The 21,632-nt window shown below is 66.3% G+C and carries 25 protein-coding genes; 18 read left to right on the forward strand and 7 right to left on the reverse strand.

Annotation, left to right across the window (positions count from 1 at the left end; translation table 11 throughout):
• Positions 1–37: 37 nt before the first annotated feature.
• Together ACX9OW_RS02245 and ACX9OW_RS02250 are read left to right on the forward strand one after the other, a co-directional pair.
• Entirely contained in the window at positions 38–664 is a 627-nt protein-coding gene (locus ACX9OW_RS02245; protein WP_004152833.1) for a DUF47 domain-containing protein, read from the forward strand.
• A gap of 13 nt (positions 665–677) precedes the next feature.
• Entirely contained in the window at positions 678–1,799 is a 1,122-nt protein-coding gene (locus ACX9OW_RS02250) for an inorganic phosphate transporter (RefSeq protein WP_053519810.1), read from the forward strand.
• Between the two features lie 240 nt (positions 1,800–2,039).
• Here the strand turns inward: ACX9OW_RS02250 and ACX9OW_RS02255 are convergent, their stop codons facing one another.
• The 3 genes from ACX9OW_RS02255 to parE form a co-directional block, all read right to left on the reverse strand.
• The gene (locus ACX9OW_RS02255; RefSeq protein WP_459061871.1) at positions 2,040–3,536 is read right to left on the reverse strand and encodes a S10 family peptidase; all 1,497 of its coding nucleotides are present in this window, start codon (positions 3,534–3,536) and stop codon (positions 2,040–2,042) included.
• Positions 3,537–3,646: 110 nt separating this feature from the next.
• Positions 3,647–4,225, reverse strand: a complete 579-nt coding sequence (locus tag ACX9OW_RS02260; protein ID WP_053519739.1) for a GNAT family N-acetyltransferase — start codon at positions 4,223–4,225, stop codon at positions 3,647–3,649.
• Between the two features lie 151 nt (positions 4,226–4,376).
• Complete coding sequence (gene parE / locus ACX9OW_RS02265; protein WP_053519719.1) at positions 4,377–6,266, reverse strand: DNA topoisomerase IV subunit B; 1,890 nt, start codon at positions 6,264–6,266, stop codon at positions 4,377–4,379.
• A 160-nt stretch (positions 6,267–6,426) separates the two neighbouring features.
• Here parE and ACX9OW_RS02270 point away from each other — a divergent pair, with 160 nt between their 5' ends.
• The 9 genes from ACX9OW_RS02270 to truD all read left to right on the forward strand — a co-directional run bounded on the left by ACX9OW_RS02270 (position 6,427) and on the right by truD (position 14,160).
• Positions 6,427–6,660, forward strand: a complete 234-nt coding sequence (locus ACX9OW_RS02270; RefSeq protein ID WP_053519720.1) for a hypothetical protein — start codon at positions 6,427–6,429, stop codon at positions 6,658–6,660.
• 413 nt (positions 6,661–7,073) lie between these two features.
• Entirely contained in the window at positions 7,074–8,738 is a 1,665-nt protein-coding gene (locus ACX9OW_RS02275; protein WP_065174923.1) for a CTP synthase, read from the forward strand.
• Positions 8,739–8,828: 90 nt separating this feature from the next.
• Positions 8,829–9,659 carry a 3-deoxy-8-phosphooctulonate synthase gene (gene kdsA, locus ACX9OW_RS02280; RefSeq protein WP_053519722.1) on the forward strand — a complete coding sequence of 277 codons (831 nt, stop codon included), beginning with the start codon at positions 8,829–8,831 and terminating at the stop codon, positions 9,657–9,659.
• Positions 9,656–10,003, forward strand: coding sequence for a hypothetical protein (locus tag ACX9OW_RS02285; RefSeq protein ID WP_053519723.1), 348 nt, complete (start codon positions 9,656–9,658; stop codon positions 10,001–10,003). Before kdsA ends, ACX9OW_RS02285 begins: the two co-directional genes overlap by 4 nt.
• A 251-nt stretch (positions 10,004–10,254) precedes the next feature.
• Positions 10,255–11,547, forward strand: coding sequence for a phosphopyruvate hydratase (gene eno, locus ACX9OW_RS02290; RefSeq protein ID WP_053519724.1), 1,293 nt, complete (start codon positions 10,255–10,257; stop codon positions 11,545–11,547).
• A 4-nt stretch (positions 11,548–11,551) separates the two neighbouring features.
• Positions 11,552–11,905 (forward strand): cell division protein FtsB, encoded by a 354-nt coding sequence (gene ftsB, locus ACX9OW_RS02295; protein ID WP_053519725.1) that lies wholly within the window; start codon positions 11,552–11,554, stop codon positions 11,903–11,905.
• Positions 11,902–12,600, forward strand: coding sequence for a 2-C-methyl-D-erythritol 4-phosphate cytidylyltransferase (ispD, locus tag ACX9OW_RS02300; RefSeq protein WP_053519726.1), 699 nt, complete (start codon positions 11,902–11,904; stop codon positions 12,598–12,600). The genes ftsB and ispD overlap by 4 nt, the downstream gene beginning before the upstream one ends.
• Positions 12,601–12,634: 34 nt before the next feature.
• Entirely contained in the window at positions 12,635–13,132 is a 498-nt protein-coding gene (gene ispF, locus ACX9OW_RS02305; protein WP_197570955.1) for a 2-C-methyl-D-erythritol 2,4-cyclodiphosphate synthase, read from the forward strand.
• The gene (gene truD, locus ACX9OW_RS02310) at positions 13,129–14,160 is read left to right on the forward strand and encodes a tRNA pseudouridine(13) synthase TruD (RefSeq protein ID WP_053519728.1); all 1,032 of its coding nucleotides are present in this window, start codon (positions 13,129–13,131) and stop codon (positions 14,158–14,160) included. Before ispF ends, truD begins: the two co-directional genes overlap by 4 nt.
• A 10-nt stretch (positions 14,161–14,170) precedes the next feature.
• Here truD and ACX9OW_RS02315 read toward each other — a convergent pair whose 3' ends face one another.
• Positions 14,171–14,710, reverse strand: a complete 540-nt coding sequence (locus ACX9OW_RS02315) for a Smr/MutS family protein (protein WP_065181254.1) — start codon at positions 14,708–14,710, stop codon at positions 14,171–14,173.
• Positions 14,711–14,919: 209 nt separating this feature from the next.
• On the opposite strand from ACX9OW_RS02315, the gene surE reads away from it, so the two are divergent.
• From surE to ACX9OW_RS02335, 4 genes are read left to right on the forward strand one after another with little or no spacing between them, the layout of a single operon-like run.
• Positions 14,920–15,699 carry a 5'/3'-nucleotidase SurE gene (gene surE, locus ACX9OW_RS02320; protein WP_053519730.1) on the forward strand — a complete coding sequence of 260 codons (780 nt, stop codon included), beginning with the start codon at positions 14,920–14,922 and terminating at the stop codon, positions 15,697–15,699.
• Positions 15,696–16,373: a protein-L-isoaspartate(D-aspartate) O-methyltransferase gene (locus tag ACX9OW_RS02325; protein ID WP_053519731.1), complete on the forward strand. Its 678-nt coding sequence runs from the start codon at positions 15,696–15,698 to the stop codon at positions 16,371–16,373. The genes surE and ACX9OW_RS02325 overlap by 4 nt, the downstream gene beginning before the upstream one ends.
• A gap of 19 nt (positions 16,374–16,392) precedes the next feature.
• On the forward strand, positions 16,393–17,007 hold the full coding sequence (locus tag ACX9OW_RS02330) for a YqaA family protein (RefSeq protein WP_053519732.1): 615 nt from the start codon (positions 16,393–16,395) through the stop codon (positions 17,005–17,007).
• Positions 17,004–17,777, forward strand: a complete 774-nt coding sequence (locus tag ACX9OW_RS02335; protein WP_053519733.1) for a peptidoglycan DD-metalloendopeptidase family protein — start codon at positions 17,004–17,006, stop codon at positions 17,775–17,777. Before ACX9OW_RS02330 ends, ACX9OW_RS02335 begins: the two co-directional genes overlap by 4 nt.
• On the opposite strand, the gene ACX9OW_RS02340 is transcribed toward ACX9OW_RS02335, so the two are convergent.
• From ACX9OW_RS02340 to yhbY, 3 genes are read right to left on the reverse strand one after another with little or no spacing between them, the layout of a single operon-like run.
• Positions 17,774–17,914 (reverse strand): hypothetical protein, encoded by a 141-nt coding sequence (locus tag ACX9OW_RS02340; RefSeq protein WP_459061872.1) that lies wholly within the window; start codon positions 17,912–17,914, stop codon positions 17,774–17,776. The genes ACX9OW_RS02335 and ACX9OW_RS02340 overlap by 4 nt on opposite strands.
• A 15-nt stretch (positions 17,915–17,929) precedes the next feature.
• Positions 17,930–18,304, reverse strand: coding sequence for an Mth938-like domain-containing protein (locus tag ACX9OW_RS02345; protein ID WP_053519734.1), 375 nt, complete (start codon positions 18,302–18,304; stop codon positions 17,930–17,932).
• 13 nt (positions 18,305–18,317) lie between these two features.
• Positions 18,318–18,623 (reverse strand): ribosome assembly RNA-binding protein YhbY, encoded by a 306-nt coding sequence (gene yhbY, locus ACX9OW_RS02350; RefSeq protein ID WP_053519735.1) that lies wholly within the window; start codon positions 18,621–18,623, stop codon positions 18,318–18,320.
• Positions 18,624–18,688: 65 nt separating this feature from the next.
• Here yhbY and rlmE point away from each other — a divergent pair, with 65 nt between their 5' ends.
• From rlmE to ACX9OW_RS02365, 3 genes are all read left to right on the forward strand, one after another.
• Positions 18,689–19,321 carry a 23S rRNA (uridine(2552)-2'-O)-methyltransferase RlmE gene (gene rlmE, locus ACX9OW_RS02355; RefSeq protein WP_065181256.1) on the forward strand — a complete coding sequence of 211 codons (633 nt, stop codon included), beginning with the start codon at positions 18,689–18,691 and terminating at the stop codon, positions 19,319–19,321.
• Between the two features lie 66 nt (positions 19,322–19,387).
• Positions 19,388–21,325, forward strand: coding sequence for an ATP-dependent zinc metalloprotease FtsH (gene ftsH / locus ACX9OW_RS02360; protein ID WP_053519737.1), 1,938 nt, complete (start codon positions 19,388–19,390; stop codon positions 21,323–21,325).
• 103 nt (positions 21,326–21,428) lie between these two features.
• A complete protein-coding gene (locus ACX9OW_RS02365) occupies positions 21,429–21,614 on the forward strand; it encodes a hypothetical protein (RefSeq protein WP_053519738.1) in 186 nt (61 codons plus the stop codon).
• Positions 21,615–21,632 lie beyond the last annotated feature (18 nt).

Consider the following 21,632-nt stretch of genomic DNA (forward strand, 5'->3'; position numbering starts at 1 on the left):
GGTGCCGTCCTTCCCGCGACGGCTGACAGGTTTCTCAATGTTCTCTCTGCAGACCATTTTCGGTTCCGGCAAACAGTTCTACACCCTGCTCGATGAGGCTGCCGTCGCGGCCTCCGACGCCGCCAAGGCGCTGCATTCCATGCTGCGCGAGGCCGACCGCCAGCCCGCGCTGGACGCCTTCAAGCTGGCCCGCCTGCGCGAGCGCGCGGCGTCGGACAAGATCAGCCAGGCGCTGGTGGACAGCTTCATGACGCCGATCGAGCGTGAAGACATCGAAGCGCTGGGGTCGGCGCTGTACAAGATCCCCAAGCAGATCGAGAAGTTCGCCGATCGCTATTCGCTGGCCACGACCCACCTGGAGCACATCGACTTCGCGCCGCGCGCGGCGATGCTGGAGCAAGCCGCCGGCGTGGTGGTGGAGATGGTGGCCGACCTGCGCCACATGAACCTGGACCGGATGACCGCGCTCAACGAGAAGCTGCGCTCGCTGGAGAACGAGGCCGACCGGCTGATGCTGGAGCTGTACCGTGACATCTATTCCGGGCGCCTGGACAACCTGCAGATGTTCCTGCTCAAGGAATTCTTCGAGATCCTGGAAAAAGCCATCGACCGTTGCCGCGAGGCCGGCGTGGTGGCGTACCAGATCGTGCTGAAGAACAGCTGACGGACGCCGCCGCATGTTGACCCTCGTCCTGGTGGTGATCCTGGCTGCGCTCGTCTTCGAGTTCATCAACGGCTTCCACGACACCGCCAACTCCATCGCCACCGTGGTGGCGACCAAGGTGCTCTCGCCCGGCTGGGCGGTGATGCTCGCCGCCTTCATGAACCTGATCGGTGCCCTGACCGGTACCGCGGTCGCGCTGACCATTGCGTCGGGCCTGCTCAACACCAACGTGGTCGATGTCACCCCGCAGGTGATCCTGTGCGCCCTGCTGGGCGGCATCATCTGGAACCTGATCACCTGGTGGAAGGGACTGCCGTCCTCGTCCTCGCACGCCCTGATCGGTGGCCTGTGCGGCGCCGGCCTGGCGGCCGCCCACAACAACTGGGATGCGCTGATCTGGTCCGAGCGGCTCGGCAGCTGGGCGCAGAACAAGGGCCTGCTGTGGAAGGTGTTCGTGCCGATGATCACCTCGCCGATTGCCGGCTTCCTGCTGGGCATCGTGGTGATGGTGCTGTTGTGGGGCCTGATTGCGGGTCTGGCCAGGATCGGTGGTGCGATTGGCCGCCTGGCCCGTCCGCGCTGGGTCAATGCCTTCTTCGGCAAGGCGCAGATCGTCTCGGCCGCCTACATGGGCTTCGCACACGGGCACAACGACGCACAGAAGACCATGGGCATCATCGCCATGACCCTGATCGGTGCCGAAGCCACCGGTGCACTGGACAACCTGCCGTCCTGGCTGGCCTTCATGCACCCGGATGCGCAGGCCGGTGACGGCATCGCGATGTGGATCGTGCTGACCTGTGCGGTGGTGATGGCCGCCGGTACGGCTTCGGGTGGCTGGAAGATCATCAAGACGCTGGGCCACAAGATGGTCAAGCTGCATCCGATCCACGGCTTCGCGGCGGAGACCAGCTCGGCCACCATCCTGACCCTGGCCGCCCATTTCGGCATGCCGGTCTCGACCACGCACAGCATCTCCACCGCGATCATGGGCGTGGGCTTTGCCAAGAATCCGCGTTCGCTGAAGTTCGGCGTGATCGAGCGCATCGTCTGGGCCTGGATCCTGACCATCCCGGCGGCAGGCGGCTGTGCGTACCTGATCCTGAAGCTGTTCGAGCTGTTCGGCTGGACCTGATGCCAGCAACCCTGGGGTCAGAGCCCTTTCCCTGCAGATAGGGATCTGACCCCGGAAATGAAAAAGCCCGCCGGATTCCGGCGGGCTTTTTTCATGGGCAGATCGTTTTTCCGTATCCAGCGTGTCGACCAAGGTCGACACCCACCAACAGCAGCAGGAACCTCGCCAGCCCACGGAAACCCGGCTTTTGCCGTTGCCGTTGCCGTCAGCGGGCGCCGGGCCGCGACCCGGCCGAACCCCTCAGTTGCGCTGGAACAGTGCCTGCACATCCTTGCGGAATGCCGCCTGGCTGTCGGCACGGCTGTAGAACATGTGCCCGCCCGGGTAGCTGCGCACCTGCACGCGGTCCGGGTTGCTGCCCATCGCCGGCATCTGGTCCACGGTCAGGATCGAGCCCATGAACGGGCATGACAGGTCATTCCAGCCGTGCGCGATCAGCACCTGCAGATTCGGATCGATCGCCACCGCCTGGCGCAGCTGGGTCACCGCACCCTGGCGCAGGTCGCCGTTGCGGTCCCACAGCCGGTTCACCTCGTAGTTCAATGCCTGGTAGCGCGCATCGACCTTCCAGCCCACCACGCGGGTGACGAAGTCGACCATCGCGGTGGTGGTCGGCGCGATGATGCTGTCGAGCAGGGGATCGTTGGCGCGCTGTTCCGGATCGTTCGGGAACGGATCAAACGCCGTCACGTTCGAGTCGTAGCGGCTGCCCAGCGTGCCCTTGTCGCGGAACACTTCGCGCAGATAGGCCTGGGTTTCCAGGCGGCCGCCGGCACGACGCACGAACTGCGGGTCCAGCCCGGTCAGCTCGGTGACCCGGCGCAGCATCGCTTCGGTGGCCTGCGGATCGCTGCGGCCCTTCATCAGGGCGGTGGCGTAATCGCCGCGGGTGTACTCGATCACCTCACGCATCGCCGCGTCGGTCAGGCGGCCCTGGCGCTCCAGGTGCGCCGCTGCGATCGACGGCAGCGTCTGCATCCACGCCATCGGCGAGACGTCGGCGTTGTCTTCCAGGGTCGGGCTCAGGTACGGCGAGACCAGCACCAGGCCGTTCATCGCAACGCCCAGCCGCGTCTGCAGGTAGTGGGTGATGCGTGGGCCGCGGTAGCCACCGTAGCTCTCACCGGTGAGATACTTGCGCGACGCCATGCGCTGGTTGCGCAGCAACCAGTCGTAGATCGATCGCGACAGGTACTCGATGTCGGCACTGGGGTTGTACAGCGCCTTCTTGGCTTCGTCATCGCCGATGCGGGCACGGCTGAAGCCGGTGCCGACCGGGTCGATGAAGACCAGGTCGGTGAAGTCCAGCCACGTTCCCGGATTGTCGTGCAGCGTGGCCGGCGCCGACGCGCTGTCGCCCTCCGAGCCGAAGGTCACGACCTTCGGGCCGATGGCGCCCAGATTGAGATACACCGAGGACGCGCCGGGCCCGCCGTTGAGCGCGAAGGTCACCGGCCGGTCCTTGCCGGGCATCGTGTAGGCGGTGAACACCACATCGGCGATCACCTTGCCCTTCTCGTCACGTACCGGCAGGGTCCCCACGGTGGCGGTGTAGTCGAGCGTGCGGCCCGCCAGGCGGATGCTCTGGCGGGTGGAGGCGTCGGCCGGCAGCGCAGGTGCTTCGATCTTGTCGTCCCTGGCGTCGGGCTTGGATTCGGCGGCGGGGGCGGCCAGCACGCTGGCAGGAGCAATGAGCAGGCCGACGCAGAGCGCGGCAGTGTGCAGCAGGGACTTCATGGCACCGGATCGGCAGCGGAAGGGGGTTTCGATGCTAGGCCTCCAGGGTGCCGCGCCGTATGTGTCCAAAGCCATGGCCGGGCGTTGTCGTCGGTTGCGGCCAGATTGGGTCAAGTGGGCAGGGCGCTCGCGGCTTCGTCATCGGCCAGCAGCCCGTACACAGCCGAGTCGGCCAACTCGCCCTGGATGCGCCAGCGTTGGCGCAGGAGGCCCTCACGATGGAAGCCGAGGCGTTCAAGCACGTGCGCGGAGGCCGCATTGCGCGGATCGATCTCGGCTTCGACGCGATGCAGGCGCAGCGTCCGGAACAGGTAGGCCAGCACCTGCTGCAACGCCTCATGCATGTAGCCCCGGCCCTGGACCTCAGGTGCCAGCAGATAGCCGATCTCGGCACGCGCAGCATCGCGATCGACGGCAAACACCACGCAGATGCCCAGCAACGGCCCTTCCAGCGATTCGCGCACGGCCAGCTTGAGCTGGGTGCCGATGGCGTGTGCGGCGAGGTCGTCGTCGATCTGTTCGCGGGCTTCGCCCGGCCGTGTCCAGGCAGGATGGTTCCACCAGCGCATCACCGCCGGGTTGGATTGCAGCGTGAACAACGCAGCAGCGTCATCACGACGGATCGGGCTCAGGACCAGCCGCGTGCTGTGCAGCGGCAGGCCGGGGAACAGCAGCGAGTGGCTGGGCAATGCGGTGGTCCACGCGGATGAGCGCGCATTATGGACCCGCAGGGTTTGCCGATGGGGGTGTAATGCCCCGGTGGGCGGCCTGAAGCGGTACTGCCAGGCCATGCAGCCAGAGCCGTTTCCCGACAGGAAACGGCCCCGGCCCGCGCTGGGGTCAGACTTCCAGCGACGCCAGATCGCCCTTGGTCTCCAGCCAGCCCTTGCGGTCAGACGCCCGCTTCTTGGCCAGCAGCATGTCCATCAGCGAACGGGTCTGCTCGCGATCGTCCACGGTCAGCTGCACCAGGCGACGGGTGTCCGGGTGGATGGTGGACTCACGCAGCTGCGACGGGTTCATCTCGCCCAGGCCCTTGAACCGGGTCACATTGACCGCGCCCTTGATCTTCTCGCGCTCGATCTTGTCCAGCATGGAGCGCTTTTCTTCCTCGTCCAGTGCGTAGAAGACCTGCTTGCCCACGTCGATGCGGAACAGCGGTGGCATTGCCACGAACACGTGGCCAGCGTCGACAAGCGCCGGGAAGTGCTTCAGGAACAGCGCCGTCAACAGGGTGGCGATGTGCAGGCCGTCCGAGTCGGCGTCGGCCAGGATCACCACCTTGCCGTAGCGCAGGCCGCTGATGTCATCCTTGCCCGGATCGCAGCCGATGGCGATGGCCAGGTTGTGCACTTCTTCCGAGGCCAGCACGCTGTTGGAGGAGACTTCCCAGGTGTTCAGGATCTTGCCGCGCAGCGGCATGATCGCCTGGAAATCCTTGTCGCGTGCCTGCTTGGCGCTGCCGCCTGCCGAATCACCTTCCACCAGGAACAGTTCGGTACGCGACAGGTCCTGGCTGATGCAGTCGGCCAGCTTGCCCGGCAGGGCAGGGCCCTGGGTGACCTTCTTGCGGACCACCAGCTTTTCGGTCTTCAGGCGTGCGCTGGCGCGCTCGATGGCGATCTGCGCGATCTTCTCGCCCAGTTCCACGTTCTGGTTCAGCAGCAGGCTGAATGCATCGTGCGCGGCACCTTCCACGAAACCGGCGGCCTGCCGCGAGGACAGGCGTTCCTTGGTCTGCCCGCTGAACTGCGGATCGGTCATTTTCAGCGACAGCACGAACGACACGCGGTCCCACACGTCTTCCGGCGCCAGCTTCACGCCACGCGGCAGCAGGTTGCGGAAGTCGCAGAACTCGCGGAGCGCCTCGGTCAGGCCGGTGCGCAGGCCGTTGACGTGGGTACCGTGCTGGGCAGTCGGGATCAGGTTGACGTAGCTTTCCTGGACCAGCTCGCCTTCCGGCAGCCAGGCCACGGCCCAGTCCACCACTTCGGTGTCCTTCTTCAGGTTGCCGACGAACAGGTCGGCCGGCAGCATTTCGCGCTCGCCCAGCTCCAGCTTCAGGTAGTCGCGCAGGCCGTCCTCGTAGTACCAGGTGTCGACTTCGCCGGTGGCTTCGTCGGTCAGCTTCACGGTCAGGCCCGGGCACAACACCGCTTTGGCGCGCAGCAGATGCTTGAGCGCGCGCACCGCGAACTTCGGCGTATCGAAGTACTTCGGGTCGGGCCAGAAGCGCACGCGGGTGCCCGTGTTCTTCTTGCCGACCGTGCCCACCACTTCCAGCGGCGTGGCGCGGTCACCGTTACGGAAGGTGATGCGGTGTTCGGCACCTTCACGCTTGATGTGCACCTCCACCAGGGTCGACAGCGCGTTGACCACGCTGACGCCGACGCCGTGCAGGCCGCCGGAGAAGGTGTAGTTGTTGTTGCTGAACTTGCCGCCCGCGTGCAGGCGGGTCAGGATCAGCTCGACACCCGGGATCTTCTCTTCCGGATGGATGTCCACCGGCATGCCACGGCCGTCATCGCTGACCTCCACGCTGCCGTCCTTGTACAGGGTGATCTCGATCGAGCGGGCGTGGCCGGCGAGGGCCTCGTCCACCGAGTTGTCGATCACTTCCTGCGCCAGGTGGTTGGGGCGCGCGGTGTCGGTATACATGCCGGGACGGCGCTTGACCGGGTCAAGGCCGGACAGGACTTCAATATCGGCGGCGTTATAGCGGGCGTTCATCTATGTTCTAAAGCGCGGAGCGACGCGCAAGTGTGCGGTCTGGGCGGCGAATTTGCACGCCTGCGGTTCAGCCTCGCCACCGGGGAGGGGGTAAAATGGCAGCCGCTGGAATCCGGACGCCAGCGTCCCCATGTCCCAGCCATACCGCGAGGAGGACTCCATGAAGAAGTTGCTGACCATTGCGATCCTGGCCGCTGCCGCCGTTGCGGTGCCGCTGGTGATGGCGCAGAACGCCGGCCAGCCGGCCCCGCAGCAGGGTGACCAGGCCGACAAGGCACAGGCCGAAGCCGACGCCAAGGCCAAGCGCCGCGCGCAGGCCAATGCGGAGCTGAAGGCCAAGGGCCAGCCGGTTCCGCAGCAGGAAGAAGAGGAAGAGGCGCGCAAGAAGCGCTGAGCGCACGCGCACCCTCCCTTTCCCACGGAAGCCCTGTAGAAGCGGGCTTCTGGCGACGCCACGCCCCCGCAAGGGGGCGTTTTTCGTTCGGTCGGCCTGCACAAGCCTCTTGGGTTGGCGGCCATCTATCTGTAAACTATGGCTTTCCGGGAGTAGTGCGTGTCCACCATTTGCGAATGGGCTGGCACGGCCATGCGTGGCCTCCAGCAATGCGGGTCGCAGGTGACGGTCGATGTGACCGGCGCGGTTGCCCCGACCTCGCGCGATGGTTACCGTCTGGCGCCAGCCGCCGCACGGATCGGCACCTCCCTCGCTGCCCCAGCGAACCGGAAAACCCCCTTCAAGCGCCATGTCCGCCCCCAGGGCGTGCGTGGCGCTGTCGTTTTCCATTTCCAGACAGGATGCTTGCAGCCATGACTCCCTTGATTTTCGTAACCGGCGGCGTGGTGTCCTCGCTCGGCAAAGGCATTGCCGCTGCGTCGCTGGCCGCCATTCTCGAAGCCCGTGGCCTGAAGGTCACGATGATGAAGCTCGACCCCTACATCAACGTTGATCCGGGCACCATGAGCCCGTTCCAGCACGGCGAGGTCTATGTCACCGACGACGGTGCCGAGACCGATCTCGATCTGGGCCACTACGAGCGGTTCGTGCGGACGCGCCTGAGCCGCAAGAATTCGGTCACCACCGGTCGCATCTACGAGAACGTGATCCGCAAGGAGCGTCGCGGCGATTACCTTGGCGCGACCGTGCAGGTCATTCCGCACATTACCGACGAGATCCGTCGTTGCATCGACGAAGCCACCGAAGGCTATGACGTCGCCCTGGTCGAGATCGGCGGCACCGTCGGCGACATCGAATCGCTGCCGTTCCTGGAGGCGATCCGCCAGGTGCGTACCGAGCGTGGTCCGGAGAAGGCGCTGTTCATGCACCTCACCCTGGTGCCGTACATCGGCGCGGCCGGCGAACTGAAGACCAAGCCGACCCAGCACTCGGTGAAGGAGCTGCGTTCGATCGGCATCCAGCCGGATGTGCTGTTGTGCCGTTCGGAGCAGGCCGTGCCCGATTCGGAGCGTCGCAAGATCGCCCAGTTCACCAACGTTTCCGAACGCGCCGTGATCAGCGTGCCGGACGTGGATGTGCTGTATCGCATCCCTTCGGGACTGCATGCGCAGGGCCTGGATGAGATTGTCGTCAACCAGCTGAAGCTCGCTGACAAGGCCGGTCCTGTCGATCTGTCGGTGTGGGAGGACGCGGTCGACGCCACGCTGCATCCGCTCGACGAGGTGACCATCGCCGTGGTCGGCAAGTACGTCGACCACCAGGATGCATACAAGTCGGTCGGCGAAGCACTCAAGCATGGTGGCCTGCGCCAGCGCACCCGGGTCAATCTGAAGTGGCTGGAAGCGCAGGACCTGGAAGGCACAGACATGGCTGCGCTGGCCGATGTCGATGGCATCCTGGTGCCGGGCGGATTCGGCGACCGTGGTTTCGAAGGCAAGGTGCTGACCTCGAAGTTCGCCCGCGAGAACCAGGTGCCGTACTTCGGCATCTGCTACGGCATGCAGGCGGCCGTGGTCGATTACGCGCGCAACGTGGTCGGCCTCGAAGGTGCCAACAGCACCGAGAATGATCGCCAGTCGCCAAATCCGGTGATCGGCCTGATCACCGAGTGGCGCACCGCTGCCGGTGACGTCGAGAAGCGCGACGACAAGAGCGACCTGGGCGGCACCATGCGTCTGGGCCTGCAGGAGCAGCGCCTGAAGCCGGGCACGCTGGCGCGTGAGCTGTACGGCAAGGACGTGGTGGCCGAGCGCCACCGCCACCGGTATGAGTTCAACAACCGTTACCGCACCCAGCTGGAAGACGCCGGCCTGGTGATCGCCGGCAAGTCGATGGACGACACCCTGGTGGAAGTGGTCGAGCTGCCGCGCGATGCGCATCCCTGGTTCCTGGCCTGCCAGGCGCATCCGGAGTTCCTGTCCACGCCGCGTGACGGCCACCCGCTGTTCATCGGCTTCATCCGCGCGGCACGCGAGCGCAAGGCCGGTGGCCAGTTGTTGCAGGAAGCGCGCGCCTGACTTGCGATGGGGCCCGCCAGGCCCCATCTTGCTCGCTTGAACCAAGTGCATCGGCCCGTTCGATGTAGCGGACAACTCTAAGGAAACGCCATGAAACTGTGTGGATTCGAAGTGGGGCTGGACCAGCCCCTGTTCCTGATCGCCGGCCCCTGCGTGATCGAGTCGATGCAGTTGCAGCTCGATACCGCCGGCAAGCTGAAGGAGATCACCGGCAAGCTCGGTGTGAACTTCATCTTCAAGTCCAGCTTCGACAAGGCCAACCGCACGTCTGGTACCGCTTTCCGCGGCCCGGGCATGGAGGAGGGGCTGAAAGTCCTGGCCGAGGTCAAGAAGCAGATCGGCGTGCCGGTGCTGACCGACGTCCATGAGTACACCCCGATGGACGAAGTGGCTTCGGTCGTGGATGTGCTGCAGACCCCGGCATTCCTTGTTCGCCAGACCGACTTCATCCGCAAGGTGTGCTCGGCCGGGAAGCCGGTCAACATCAAGAAGGGCCAGTTCCTGGCGCCCTGGGACATGAAGCCGGTCGTGGAGAAGGCCAAGGCGACCGGTAACGATCAGATCATGGTCTGCGAACGCGGTGCCAGCTTCGGCTACAACAATCTGGTGAGCGACATGCGTTCGCTGGCGGTGATGCGCGAGACCGGGTGCCCGGTGGTGTTCGACGCCACCCATTCGGTGCAGCTGCCGGGTGGGCAGGGCACCAGCTCCGGCGGCCAGCGCGAACATGTGCCGGTGTTGGCCCGGGCCGCGGTGGCGGTGGGTATCTCCGGTCTGTTCGCCGAGACCCATCCTGACCCGTCCAAGGCCCTCTCCGACGGTCCCAACGCATGGCCGCTGGACCAGATGGAAGCACTGCTCGAAACGCTGATGGAGCTCGATGCGGTGACCAAGAAGCACGGTTTCTCACGCTTCGCGTGAAGTCTGACCCATGGACGGCGCTGGAAACCCAGCGTCGCCGCCGGCACTGGAAACAGTGGCCGTGGGGCCTGATCGCACTGGGCCTGGCGGGGTTGTTCACGGTGGGCGTGTTCGGTCTGGTGCTGATCGGCGCAGCGTCCGTGCGGTCACCGGGTGATGGCAGCAGCGTGCTCAATCTGCGGGCGTACTTCATGGCGCTGCTGGCCGGCGAGCTGTTGACTGCCGGCGGCTGCATCGCTGCCGCCGTGCTGGCTTGGCGCCTGAATCGCGGCAGGGTGGCCGCCGGGCTGGCGGTTGTCCTGCTTTCGCTGTGGCTCGGTGCGCTGTCCTACGGGGTGCTCTGATGAATGTGAGCACGTCTGCACGCGATTGGCCCTGGGGCCTGATCGCGCTCAGGCTGGCGGCGCAGGCATGGCGCCGTCTGTCCGGCCATGGCCGCTGCTTTGCGGGTGCTCCTGGTATCGCTGCTGCTGCCGGGGCGGGGGCCAGCCGGGGCTGACGCCGTTCACGCCATTTGGCAACGGGCGGGCAGCCGGGGATAATCACGCGGCATTCGTTTTGTCGCCCCCTCTCCATACAGGTAACCGGCCCGACCATGAGTACGATCCGCAGCATCCACGCCCGTGAAATCCTCGACAGCCGTGGCAACCCCACGCTGGAAGCCGAAGTCACCCTGGAGGACGGTTCGTTCGGTCGTGCCGCGGTTCCCTCCGGCGCCTCGACAGGCACCAAGGAAGCGGTCGAGCTGCGTGACGGCGACAAGACCCGCTACCTGGGCAAGGGCGTGCGCAAGGCCGTCGACAACGTCAACACGACCATCGCTGCCGCGCTGAAGGGCTTCGAGGCCACCGACCAGTCAGGCCTGGACCGCCGCCTGATCGACCTTGATGGCACCGAGAACAAGGGCCGTCTGGGCGCCAACGCGCTGCTCGGTGTCTCAATGGCGGCCGCGCACGCCGCCGCAGCATCCAGTAAGCAGGCGCTGTGGCAGTACCTGGCCGGCAGGACCGGCGTGACCCCGTCGCTGCCGGTGCCGATGATGAACATCATCAACGGCGGCGCGCATGCCGACAACAACGTCGATTTCCAGGAGTTCATGGTGCTGCCGGTCGGCTTCACCTCGTTCTCCGAAGCGCTGCGCGCCGGCACCGAGATCTTCCACTCGCTGAAGTCGGTGCTGAAGGGGCATGGCCTGAGCACCGCGGTCGGTGACGAAGGCGGCTTCGCACCTGACTTCCGCAGCAACGTCGAGGCGCTGGACACCATTCTCGAAGCGATCGGCAAGGCCGGCTACACCGCGGGCGAGGACGTGCTGCTGGGTCTGGACGTGGCCTCCAGCGAGTTCTTCGAGAACGGCAAGTACAACCTGGTCGGCGAGAACAAGCGCCTGACCTCCGAGCAGTTCGTCGACTTCCTTGCCGACTGGGCCGCGCAGTACCCGATCATCACCATCGAAGACGGCCTGGCCGAGAACGACTGGGCGGGCTGGAAGCTGCTGACCGATCGCATCGGCAAGAAGGTGCAGCTGGTGGGCGATGACCTGTTCGTGACCAATCCGAAGATCTTCCAGGAGGGCATCGACTCCGGTACTGCCAATGCCATCCTGATCAAGGTCAACCAGATCGGCACCCTGAGTGAAACCCTGGAAGCGATTGCGATGGCTGACCGCGCAGGTTACGCCGCTGTCGTGTCGCACCGTTCGGGTGAAACCGAAGACACCACCATCGCCGACATCGCCGTGGCGACCACTGCCACCCAGATCAAGACCGGCTCGCTGTGCCGCAGCGATCGCGTGGCCAAGTACAACCAGCTGCTGCGCATCGAGGAAGCCCTCGGTGCCGGCGCGCGTTACGCCGGTCGTGACGCGTTCGTTTCGCTGAAGCGCTGAGGCCATGCGCGATTGGCGCTGGCTGCTGCTGGTGCTGGCCCTGCTGCTGGCATGGCTGCAGTACCGTTTCTGGTTCGGCCCGGGCAATTCGGGGGAAGTGATGATGCTCGAAGCCCAGGTTGCCGGCCAGGAACGGGACAACGAAGGTCTGCAGCAGCGTAATGATGCGCTGGCTGCGGAAGTGAAGGACCTCAAGGAAGGCCAGTCCGCCATCGAAGAGCGCGCACGCAGTGAGCTGGGCATGATCAAGCCCGGCGAGAAGTTCTACCGGGTGGTCGACGACGCGCCGGTTCGTCCGGCGCAGCCGCCGGTGCCGATGCCCGAACAGGCGGGCGACCACCCGGCGGACGTGCCATGAGCGCGGCGATCTGGGTGGTCGTTCCCGCTGCCGGTCGTGGCGCCCGCTTCGGTGCGCCACTGCCCAAGCAGTATCTGCAGGCGGGCGGGCAGATGCTGCTGGCCCACACCCTGCAGGCACTGCTGGCCCACCCGGCCGTTGCCGGCGCGATGGTGGTGATCGGCGAGGATGACGCGGATTGGCCGGGCTGGAGCGAATGGGCCGGCAAGCCGGTGCTGACCTGCACGGGGGGGGCGACCCGCGCCGCCTCCGTGCTGGCCGGCCTGCTTGCGCTGCCGGAGAGCGTCCGCGCCGATGAGTTCGTGCTGGTGCACGATGCCGCGCGGCCCAATCTGTCGCTGGCCGACCTGGGTCGCCTGCTGGAGGTTGGCCGTACCGATCCGGTCGGGGCCATTCTTGCCGCGCCGGTACGCGACACCCTGAAGCGGGCCGGTGACGATGGTGGCATCGACGGCACCGAGCCCCGCGAGCGCCTGTGGCGCGCGCTGACCCCGCAGCTGTTCCGCCGCCATCAGTTGATCCGTGCGCTGACCGACGCCGCTGCGTCCGGCGTGGACGTCACCGACGAAGCCATGGCCATGGAACGCCAGGGCCAGCGCCCGCTGCTGGTTGAAGGCAGCGAGGACAACTTCAAGGTCACCACGCCCGCCGACCTGGACCGCTTCGAATTCGTACTTTCCCGCCGCGCTGGCTGAACGCCCGCGCGGCCCTGCTGCAAGGGTTGCATCCATGAGCACTGCTCCGTTCCCGCCCGTCCGCATCGGCCAGGGCTACGACGTCCACGCCTTTGGTGAGGGTGACCACATCATGCTGGGAGGCGTGCGCGTGCCGCACAGCCACGGTGTGCTCGCGCACAGCGATGGCGACGTGATCCTGCACGCGCTGTGTGACGCCATGCTCGGCGCGCTGGCGCTGGGCGACATCGGCCAGCACTTTCCGCCCAGCGATGATCGCTGGAAGGGAGCCGACAGCAGCGACTTCGTCCGCCACTGCGACGCTCTCCTGCGTGAGCGTGGCTGGTGCGTCGGCAACAGCGATGTCACCGTGATCTGTGAACGACCGAAGGTCGGGCCGCATGCGCTGGCAATGCGTGAATGCATCGCGGCACTGTTGCAGCTGCCACTGGATGCGGTCAGCGTAAAGGCCACCACGTCGGAGAAGCTTGGCTTCACCGGTCGCGGTGAAGGCATCGCGGCACAGGCTGTGGTCCTGCTGGTGGCGGCATGATTCCGCTGCCGCTCGCGTTCGGTGCGCCGCTGCTGCAGGCGCGCATCCGCACCACGCCGGAGGATTTCCAGGTCGACGAGCTGCCGGCCTTTGAGGCCACGGGCGAGGGCGAGCATCTGCTGCTGCATGTCCGCAAGCGCGGTGCCAACACCGTGCATGTGGCCAAGGTGCTGGCCAAGTGGGCTGGCTTGCCGGAGATGGCGGTCAGCTATGCCGGGATGAAGGATCGCCACGCGGTCACCACCCAGCGCTTCAGTGTGCATCTGCCCAAGCGCGTCGCGCCGGATCTGGCGCTGCTGGCCAGCGATGATATCGAAGTGCTCGATGCAACCTGGCACAACCGCAAGCTGCAGCGTGGCGCGCTGGCCGGCAATCGTTTCAGGCTGGTGCTGCGCCAGGTACACGGCGATGCGGTCGCAATCAGCGAACGCCTGCAGCAGATTGCCGATCGTGGTTTGCCGAACTGGTTCGGCGAGCAGCGTTTCGGCCGCGATGGCGGCAACGTTCCGGCAGCGCTGGCGATGTTCGGTGGCCGCCGCATGCGCAAGGACCAGCGCTCGCTGCTGCTGTCGGCTGCGCGTTCGGCACTGTTCAATCGCGTGCTTGCCGCACGCGTGGAGCAGGGTGTCTGGGACCAGCCGCTGGACGGTGAGGTGTGGATGCTGGATGGCAGCCGCAGCGTGTTTGGTCCGGAGCCTTACACCGATGCACTGGCAGCGCGGCTGGCCGGGTTCGATATCCATCCCAGCGCGCCGTTGTGGGGAGAGGGCGAGCTGCGCAGTACCGGCGCCGCCCGCGAGCTCGAACTGCGCGCGCTCGACGACGAGGAATCGAAGGCGCTGCGTGCCGGACTGGAAGAGGCACGGCTGAAGCAGGAGCGCCGCGCGTTGCGCCTGCGTCCTGCGCTGCTGCAGCACCAGTGGCTGGCGGAAGATGTGCTTGAGCTGTCGTTCGCGCTGCCGCCGGGCTGCTACGCCACCGCGGTCCTGCACGAGCTCGGGCCGGTCGAGGACGCGGCGCAGTCCTGAGCGGATTGCATCAGCGCCGGGACAGCAGCACCAGTACGGCACCCGTTCCGCCCTGGCTGGTCGGCGCCGAATGGAAGGCAAGCACATCATTGCGCAGGCGCAGCAGCCGGTCGACCAGATTCTTCAGGACCGGCGCACCACCGTCGGATTGCAGTCCCTTGCCGTGGATGATGCGCACGCAGCCATACTCATGTGCGTGCGCCTCCAGCAGGAACTGGCGCAGCATGGCCTCGGCCTGCGCTGCGGTCGCGCCATGCAGATCCAGCTCGTCCTGCACCGAGTACTGGCCGCGCTTGAGACGCTGGAACAGCCGCGGCGGAAGGGCGTCGCGCCGGTAGCTGGCCACATCCCCGGCTTCCAGCGGTGCGCTGTCGCGCAACAGCCGGGCGAACTCGCCGGCGGCCTCGGCCTCGTCGCGTTCGGCCATGCGCGCGCGCGGCTTCGGCCGGGCAGCGGCCGGCGCGGGTTCGGCCTCTTTGCGCAGCGGCGTCACTTCGCCGATGGCCGCGCGGAAGAGCGCGGCAGGGTCTTCGTCTTCTGGATGCGACATGCGCACAGGGTAAACCGGTGACGCGGGCCTGCCTATCGCAATGCGAGGCCAGTCGTGACCGCCGGCAGGGTAGGACCTGCGGCTCGCATGCGGCACAATAGACGATGCCCCTGCAGGGTCGTCGGCTTCCGCAGGGAAGCACGACGGTCCCGCCAACACCGCACGGTGACGGAATCGAATTCTTGGAAAATCAAGCGGTTAAATCGAAGATGCGAATTCTGGTCAGTAACGACGATGGCGTCGACGCCGCAGGTATCCGGATGCTTGCCTCGGTACTGCGTGACGCCGGCCACGAAGTGACGGTGGTCGCACCCGACCGCGATCGCTCAGGCGCCAGCAATTCACTGACCCTGGACCTGCCCATCCGGCTCAAGCGCATCGATCACTACACCGTGTCGGTGGCCGGCACGCCCACCGACTGCGTGCATCTGGCGCTGACCGGCCTGCTGGAGTTCGAACCCGACATTGTCGTGTCGGGCATCAACAACGCCGCCAACCTGGGTGACGACGTGATCTATTCCGGAACCGTCTCGGCGGCGATGGAGGGGCGCTTCCTCGGCCTGCCCGCGGTGGCGGTGTCCCTGGTGACCCGCAATCACGATCCCCGTCACTTCGAGACCGCGGCGCGTGCCGCCGTGGAAATCGTCGCCCGCCTCAAGGCCGACCCGCTGCCGGCGGACACCATCCTCAACGTCAACGTGCCCGACCTGCCGTGGACCGAGGTCAAGGGTTTCGAAGTCACCCGGCTGGGCAACCGCCATCGCGCCGAAGGCTGCATCCCGCAGAAGGATCCACGCGGCAACGAGGTGTACTGGATCGGTCCGGCGGGCCGCGAGCAGGACTCCGGCCCCGGCACCGACTTCCACGCGGTGCGTACCGGGCATATCTCGATCACCCCGATCCAGGTGGATCTGACCCGCTATCAGGCGCTTGAGAAAGTGGCCAGCTGGGTCGGCGGTCTCAGCGCCGCGCTGGACCAGCCGGCATGAGCCCACGCCTGCGCCTGCAACCGGAAGCCGTCGGCATCGGCATGACGTCACAGCGCGTCCGCGATCGTCTGGTCGATCGCCTGCGCGAAGCCGGCATCGTCGACGAATCCACGCTGAACGCGATCCGGGTGGTGCCCCGCCATCTGTTCATCGACGAGGCCCTGGCCTCGCGGGCCTATGAAGACACCGCGCTGCCGATCGGCCACGGCCAGACCATCTCGCAACCCTGGGTGGTGGCCCGGATGACCGAAGCGGTCGTGCAGGTGGCGCCCAAGCGGGTGCTGGAAGTGGGGACGGGCTCCGGCTACCAGGCCGCCGTGCTTGGTGCACTGGGTCTGGAGGTCTACACCGTGGAGCGCATCGGCGACCTGCTGCGGCAGGCCCGCAAGCGGTTCCGCGCACTCGGCATGAACATCCGCACCAAGCACGATGACGGCCGTGTCGGCTGGGCCGAGCACGGCCCGTTTGATGCCATCGTCGTCACAGCTGCGGCCCCGGCGCTGGTCGACGCACTGATCGAGCAGCTGGCCGAAGGTGGCCGGCTGGTGGCGCCGGTCGGCGGTGCCAGTGCACAGTCGCTGGTGCAGCTGGACCGCAGGGCCGACGGCAGCGTCGAACAGCGCGTGCTGGCACCGGTCACCTTCGTGCCGCTGCTGTCTGGCATGCTGGATTGAATCCACGGAGCAGGGTTGCATGAAGATTTTCGGACCGCTGTACGAGCGGGCGATGAAGTGGGCGGCGCACGAACGCGCGCCGACCTACCTGACGGTGCTGAGTTTTTTCGAGGCGATCATCTTTCCGGTGATGCCGGAAGTGATGCTGGCGCCGATGTGCGTGGCTCAACCCCGGCGCGGCTGGTGGTTCGCGACCCTCAGCCTGGCCGGTTCGATGGTCGGTGCCGTGGTCGGCTATGCGCTGGGTCACTTCGCATTCGAGGCGATCAAGCCATTGTTCGAAGTGCTGGGCATGTTGCCGGCAATCGAACAGGGCATCACCACCGTGCAGGAGAAGATGGCCGAATCGCCGTGGGCGGTGTTCACGTTCCTGGTCCTGGGCGGCTTCATGCCGATCCCGATGAAGGTCTTCACGTGGGCATCGGGTATCGTCGGCGTACCGATGCCACAGTACCTGCTGAGCATGCTGATCGGACGCGGCAAGCGCGTGTATGTGCTCGCTGCCGTGATCCGCATCGGTGGAGCGCGCGCCGAAGCGGCGCTGCGTCGCTGGATTGAACCGCTGGGCTGGATCGCCACCGCGTTGGTGGTGGTGCTGATCGCCTGGCTTGTATGGAGGTCGAAGTTCGCATGAGTGCTGATCGTCTGAGCAAGGGAGTGCGCGTCGGCGCGCTGGTGCTGCTGGTTTCCGGCCTGGCTGCCTGTGGCACTGCCACGGTGGTGCGGCCCAATGGCAGTGGTGGCGGGGCGGCGGTCACTACGCCCAAGACTTCGGTGGCCAAGCCGGGGCAGACCGTGGTCGTGCGCAAGGGCGACACGATCTACGCGCTGGCCCGCATCCACGACATCACCCCGGCCGATCTGATCGCGTGGAACAGCCTGGACAACCCGTCGACGATCTATCCGGGGCAGGTCATCCGCCTGTATCCGCCGGGGGCCAGCAGCGGCCGCGCACCGACCACCGTGGTCACCGCGCCGCGCAGCGGCGGCAGCACGGCACCGGCCACGGCACCGGCCGGTCCGGTGAAGAGCAACATCGCCTGGCGCTGGCCAGCCGATGGCGCGATCGTGGGCCGCTACGTGGCAGGCGACGCAACCAAGCAGGGCGTCGACATTGCCGGCACCAGCGGGCAGGCCGTCAAGGCCACCGCCAACGGTGTGGTGGTGTACTCGGGCGCCGGACTGGTCGGCTATGGCGAGCTGATCATCATCAAGCACAGCGACCAGTGGCTGTCGGCCTACGGCCACAACCGCAAGCGCCTGGTCAACGAGGGACAGAGCGTGAAGGCGGGTGAGCAGATTGCCGAGATGGGGCGCACCGGCGCGAATCGCGACATGCTGCACTTTGAAATCCGCTACAACGGCAAGCCGGTCGATCCGCAGCAGTACCTGCCAGCGCGCTAGCGCAGGCAGGTACGGTAGCGCCGGGCCATGCCCGGCGTACGTGCATCAAGGTAGCGCCGGGCCATGCCCGGCGTATGCGCATCAAGGTAGCGCCGGGCCATGCCCGGCGTATGCGCATCAAGGTAGCGCCGGGCCATGCCCGGCGGTGGTCCTCAACCTTCCAGGATGAACGCGGCCGCCACCTTGCGGCCTTCGCCGGCAAGGATGTTGAAGGTGCGCGCCGCGGCAGGGTTGTTCATCACTTCCAGGCCGATCCCGCGCGACAGGCAGGCGGCCATCACCGCAGCCGACGGAAACACCTGCCGCTCGCCGGTTCCCAGCACGATCAATGCAGGACTCAGTGCCAGCACCGGTTCCAGGTCGGCCACCGTCAGCGCCGCCGCATCGGCGACAGGCCAATGTTCGACCAGCTGGTCCGGCGTCAGCAGAAAGCTGCTGGCCAGCACCGTGTCATTGACCTTGGCCGAGCGGCCATCGGCAGCGCGCAGGCTGTAGGCGTAATCGGGCGGCTCGTGGTTCAGCTGCATGGCGGTAGCGCGATCAGCCGCGCGGCAGCACGATCTGGCGCTGCTCCCTGCTCGGGCGATACAGCACGGCAACGTGACCGATGCGCTGCACCAGCGCACTGTCGGTGGCTTCGACGATCTCGCCGATCATCGCGTCCCGGGCCTCGCGGTCCTCGGCTGCGACCTTGACCTTGACCAGCTCGTGGCGCTCCAGCACTTCGTTCAGCTCCGCGATGAAGGCCGGGGTCACTCCCTTGCCGCCGGTCTGCAGCAGGGCCTTCAGGTCGTGGGCTTGGCCGCGCAGGAAACGGGTCTGGGAGGCGGTCAGGGCGATGGACATGCAGGAAAAGACGGTTGAATGGGGGGATCAGGGTATCATGACGGCCCCATCAGCCCCTATTTCCAATGGCAACCCGCAGCAAAAGCAGCCAGCGCTGGCTCAAGGAACACTTCTCCGACCCCTTCGTGAAGAAGGCGCAGGCCGAAGGCATGCGCTCGCGGGCGGCCTACAAGCTTGAAGAGTTGCTTGAACGTGACCGCCTGCTGAAGCGGAACATGGTCGTGGTGGACCTCGGTGCCGCCCCTGGCGGATGGTCTCAGCAGGTTCGGAGACAGATGGGAGACACCGGCCGCGTGCTGGCGCTGGACATCCTGGAGATGCCGCCGCTGGCGGGTGTGGAGTTCCTTCACGGTGACTTCAGGGAAGAAGCCGTCCTATCTCAGTTCGAAGCCATGCTCGGGGACGAGCCGGTGGACCTTGTGCTGTCGGACATGGCCCCCAATAAAAGTGGCATGGACGCGGTCGACCAGCCGCGGATGATGCATCTGGCGGAGCTGGCGCTGGACTTCGCCGACAACCACCTGAAGACCGGCGGGGCGTTCCTGATCAAGCTGTTCCAGGGTGTGGGCTTTGACGACTACGTGCGTGAAATGCGCCGTCGCTACGACAAGGTCTCCATCCGCAAGCCGGAAGCGTCGCGCAAACGCTCTCCCGAGGTGTACGCCTTGGGTCAGGGCAAACGCGCCCACATGAAGTAAGCTCGCAACGTAAGTTTCAACCCCAACGCAACGCCCGCACTGAGAGGAACACCGGAGCCAATGAGGATGAACGACTTGACCAAGAACCTCCTGCTATGGGTGGTCGTCGCCGTCGTGCTGATGGTGGTCTTCCAGAGCTTCTCGCCCAAGTCCTCCGGGGCCGGTGCGCAGGGTGCGTCCTATTCGCAGTTCCTGGACCAGGTGGACAGCGGCAACGTGCAGAAGGTCGCCTTCGGCGGCGACATGCGCGGCGGCACCAGCCAGATCACCTACACCACCCGGGGTGGACAGTCGTCCACCATCACCGCGCCGTTCGATCGCGACCTGATCAACGTGCTGCGCACCAAGAACGTCGAGATCGTGCAGGAGGAGCCCTCCAGCGGCATCTCCCTGGGCGCGATCCTGATGAATTTCCTGCCGGTCATCCTGATCATCGGCTTCTGGCTGTTCATCATGCGCCAGATGCAGGGCGGCGGCGGCGGCGCCAAGGGCGCGATGTCCTTCGGCAAATCGCGCGCCAAGCTGCAGGGCGAGGACCAGATCAAGGTCACCTTCGCCGATGTCGCCGGCTGCGACGAGGCCAAGGAGGAAGTGGGCGAACTGGTCGACTTCCTGCGCGACCCGTCCAAGTTCACCAAGCTGGGCGGCAAGATTCCGCGTGGCGTGCTGATGGTCGGCCCGCCGGGTACCGGCAAGACGCTGCTGGCCAAGGCCATCGCCGGTGAGGCGAAGGTGCCGTTCTTCTCGATCTCCGGTTCGGACTTCGTGGAAATGTTCGTCGGTGTCGGCGCCAGCCGCGTGCGTGACATGTTCGAGCAGGCCAAGAAGCACGCCCCGTGCATCATCTTCATCGACGAGATCGATGCCGTCGGCCGCCACCGTGGTGCCGGCCTGGGCGGCGGTCACGACGAGCGCGAGCAGACCCTGAACCAGCTGCTGGTCGAGATGGATGGCTTCGAGGGTGGCGAAGGCGTGATCGTGATCGCCGCGACCAACCGTCCGGACGTGCTGGACCCGGCGCTGCTGCGCCCGGGTCGCTTCGATCGCCAGGTGGTGGTCGGTCTGCCCGACGTGAAGGGCCGCGAGCACATCCTGAAGGTGCACATGCGCAAGCTGCCGCTGGCCGACGACGTCGAGCCGCTGGTGATCGCGCGCGGTACCCCGGGCTTCTCCGGCGCGGACCTGGCCAACCTCTGCAACGAGGCAGCCCTGTTTGCTGCGCGTGGCAACGAGAAGGAAGTCCGCATGGACCACTTCGACCGTGCCCGCGACAAGATCCTGATGGGTGCCGAGCGCCGTTCGATGGCCATGAGCGAGGAGGAGAAGACCCTCACCGCCTACCACGAAGCCGGCCATGCCATCGTCGGCCGCCTGGTGCCCGAGCACGACCCGGTCTACAAGGTCACGATCATTCCGCGCGGCCGCGCCCTGGGTGTGACCATGTACCTGCCTGAGGGCGACAAGTACTCGATGAACCGCGTGGCGATCCAGTCGCAGCTGTGCTCGCTGTACGGCGGCCGCGTCGCCGAAGAGCTGATCTTCGGCACCGACAAGGTCACCACGGGTGCGTCCAACGACATCGAGCGCGCCACCAAGATGGCCCGCAACATGGTCACCAAGTGGGGCCTGTCCGAAGAACTCGGTCCGATCGCCTATGGCGAGGAGGACGACGAAGTCTTCCTGGGCCGCTCGGTGACGCAGCACAAGAGCGTGTCCAACGACACCGCGCGCCGCATCGACGAGGAAGTGCGCAACATCCTCGACAAGGCCTACGCCCGCACCACCCAGCTGCTGACCGACAACATCGACAAGCTGCACACGATGTCGCAGCTGCTGCTGCAGTACGAGACCATCGACGCGCCGCAGATCGACGCCATCATGGAAGGTCGCGAGCCGCCGCCGCCGGCGGGCTGGAACAAGTCGAACAAGGACGGTGGCAGCAACGACAAGGGCGGTGATGCCCGTCCGCTGCCGCCGATCGCCGGTCCGGCCGAATCGCACTGACGGCCCCGCCGCACGTGACATCAGACGAGGCCGGGGCAACCCGGCTTTGTCGTTTCCGGGCCCTCGGCCCACCCCGAAGAACCGATCTGACGCTGGAGCCCGCATGTCCGCCCCGAAGCCCGAACCGATTTCCCACACCGTCGAGATGGTCATCGCCACCGTGGTCGGCGTGGGTGTGGGCCTGGGGGCCGACAATCTGCTGCTGGGCTGCGTGGTGGGTATTGCGATCGGCATCGTCCTGAGCATTGCCAGGACCCTGTACGTGGACCGCAAGCGCCGCCGCCGTTGAGGGGTTTCCGCAGGGCTG

It is taken from the genome of Stenotrophomonas genospecies 5 (assembly GCF_054473825.1).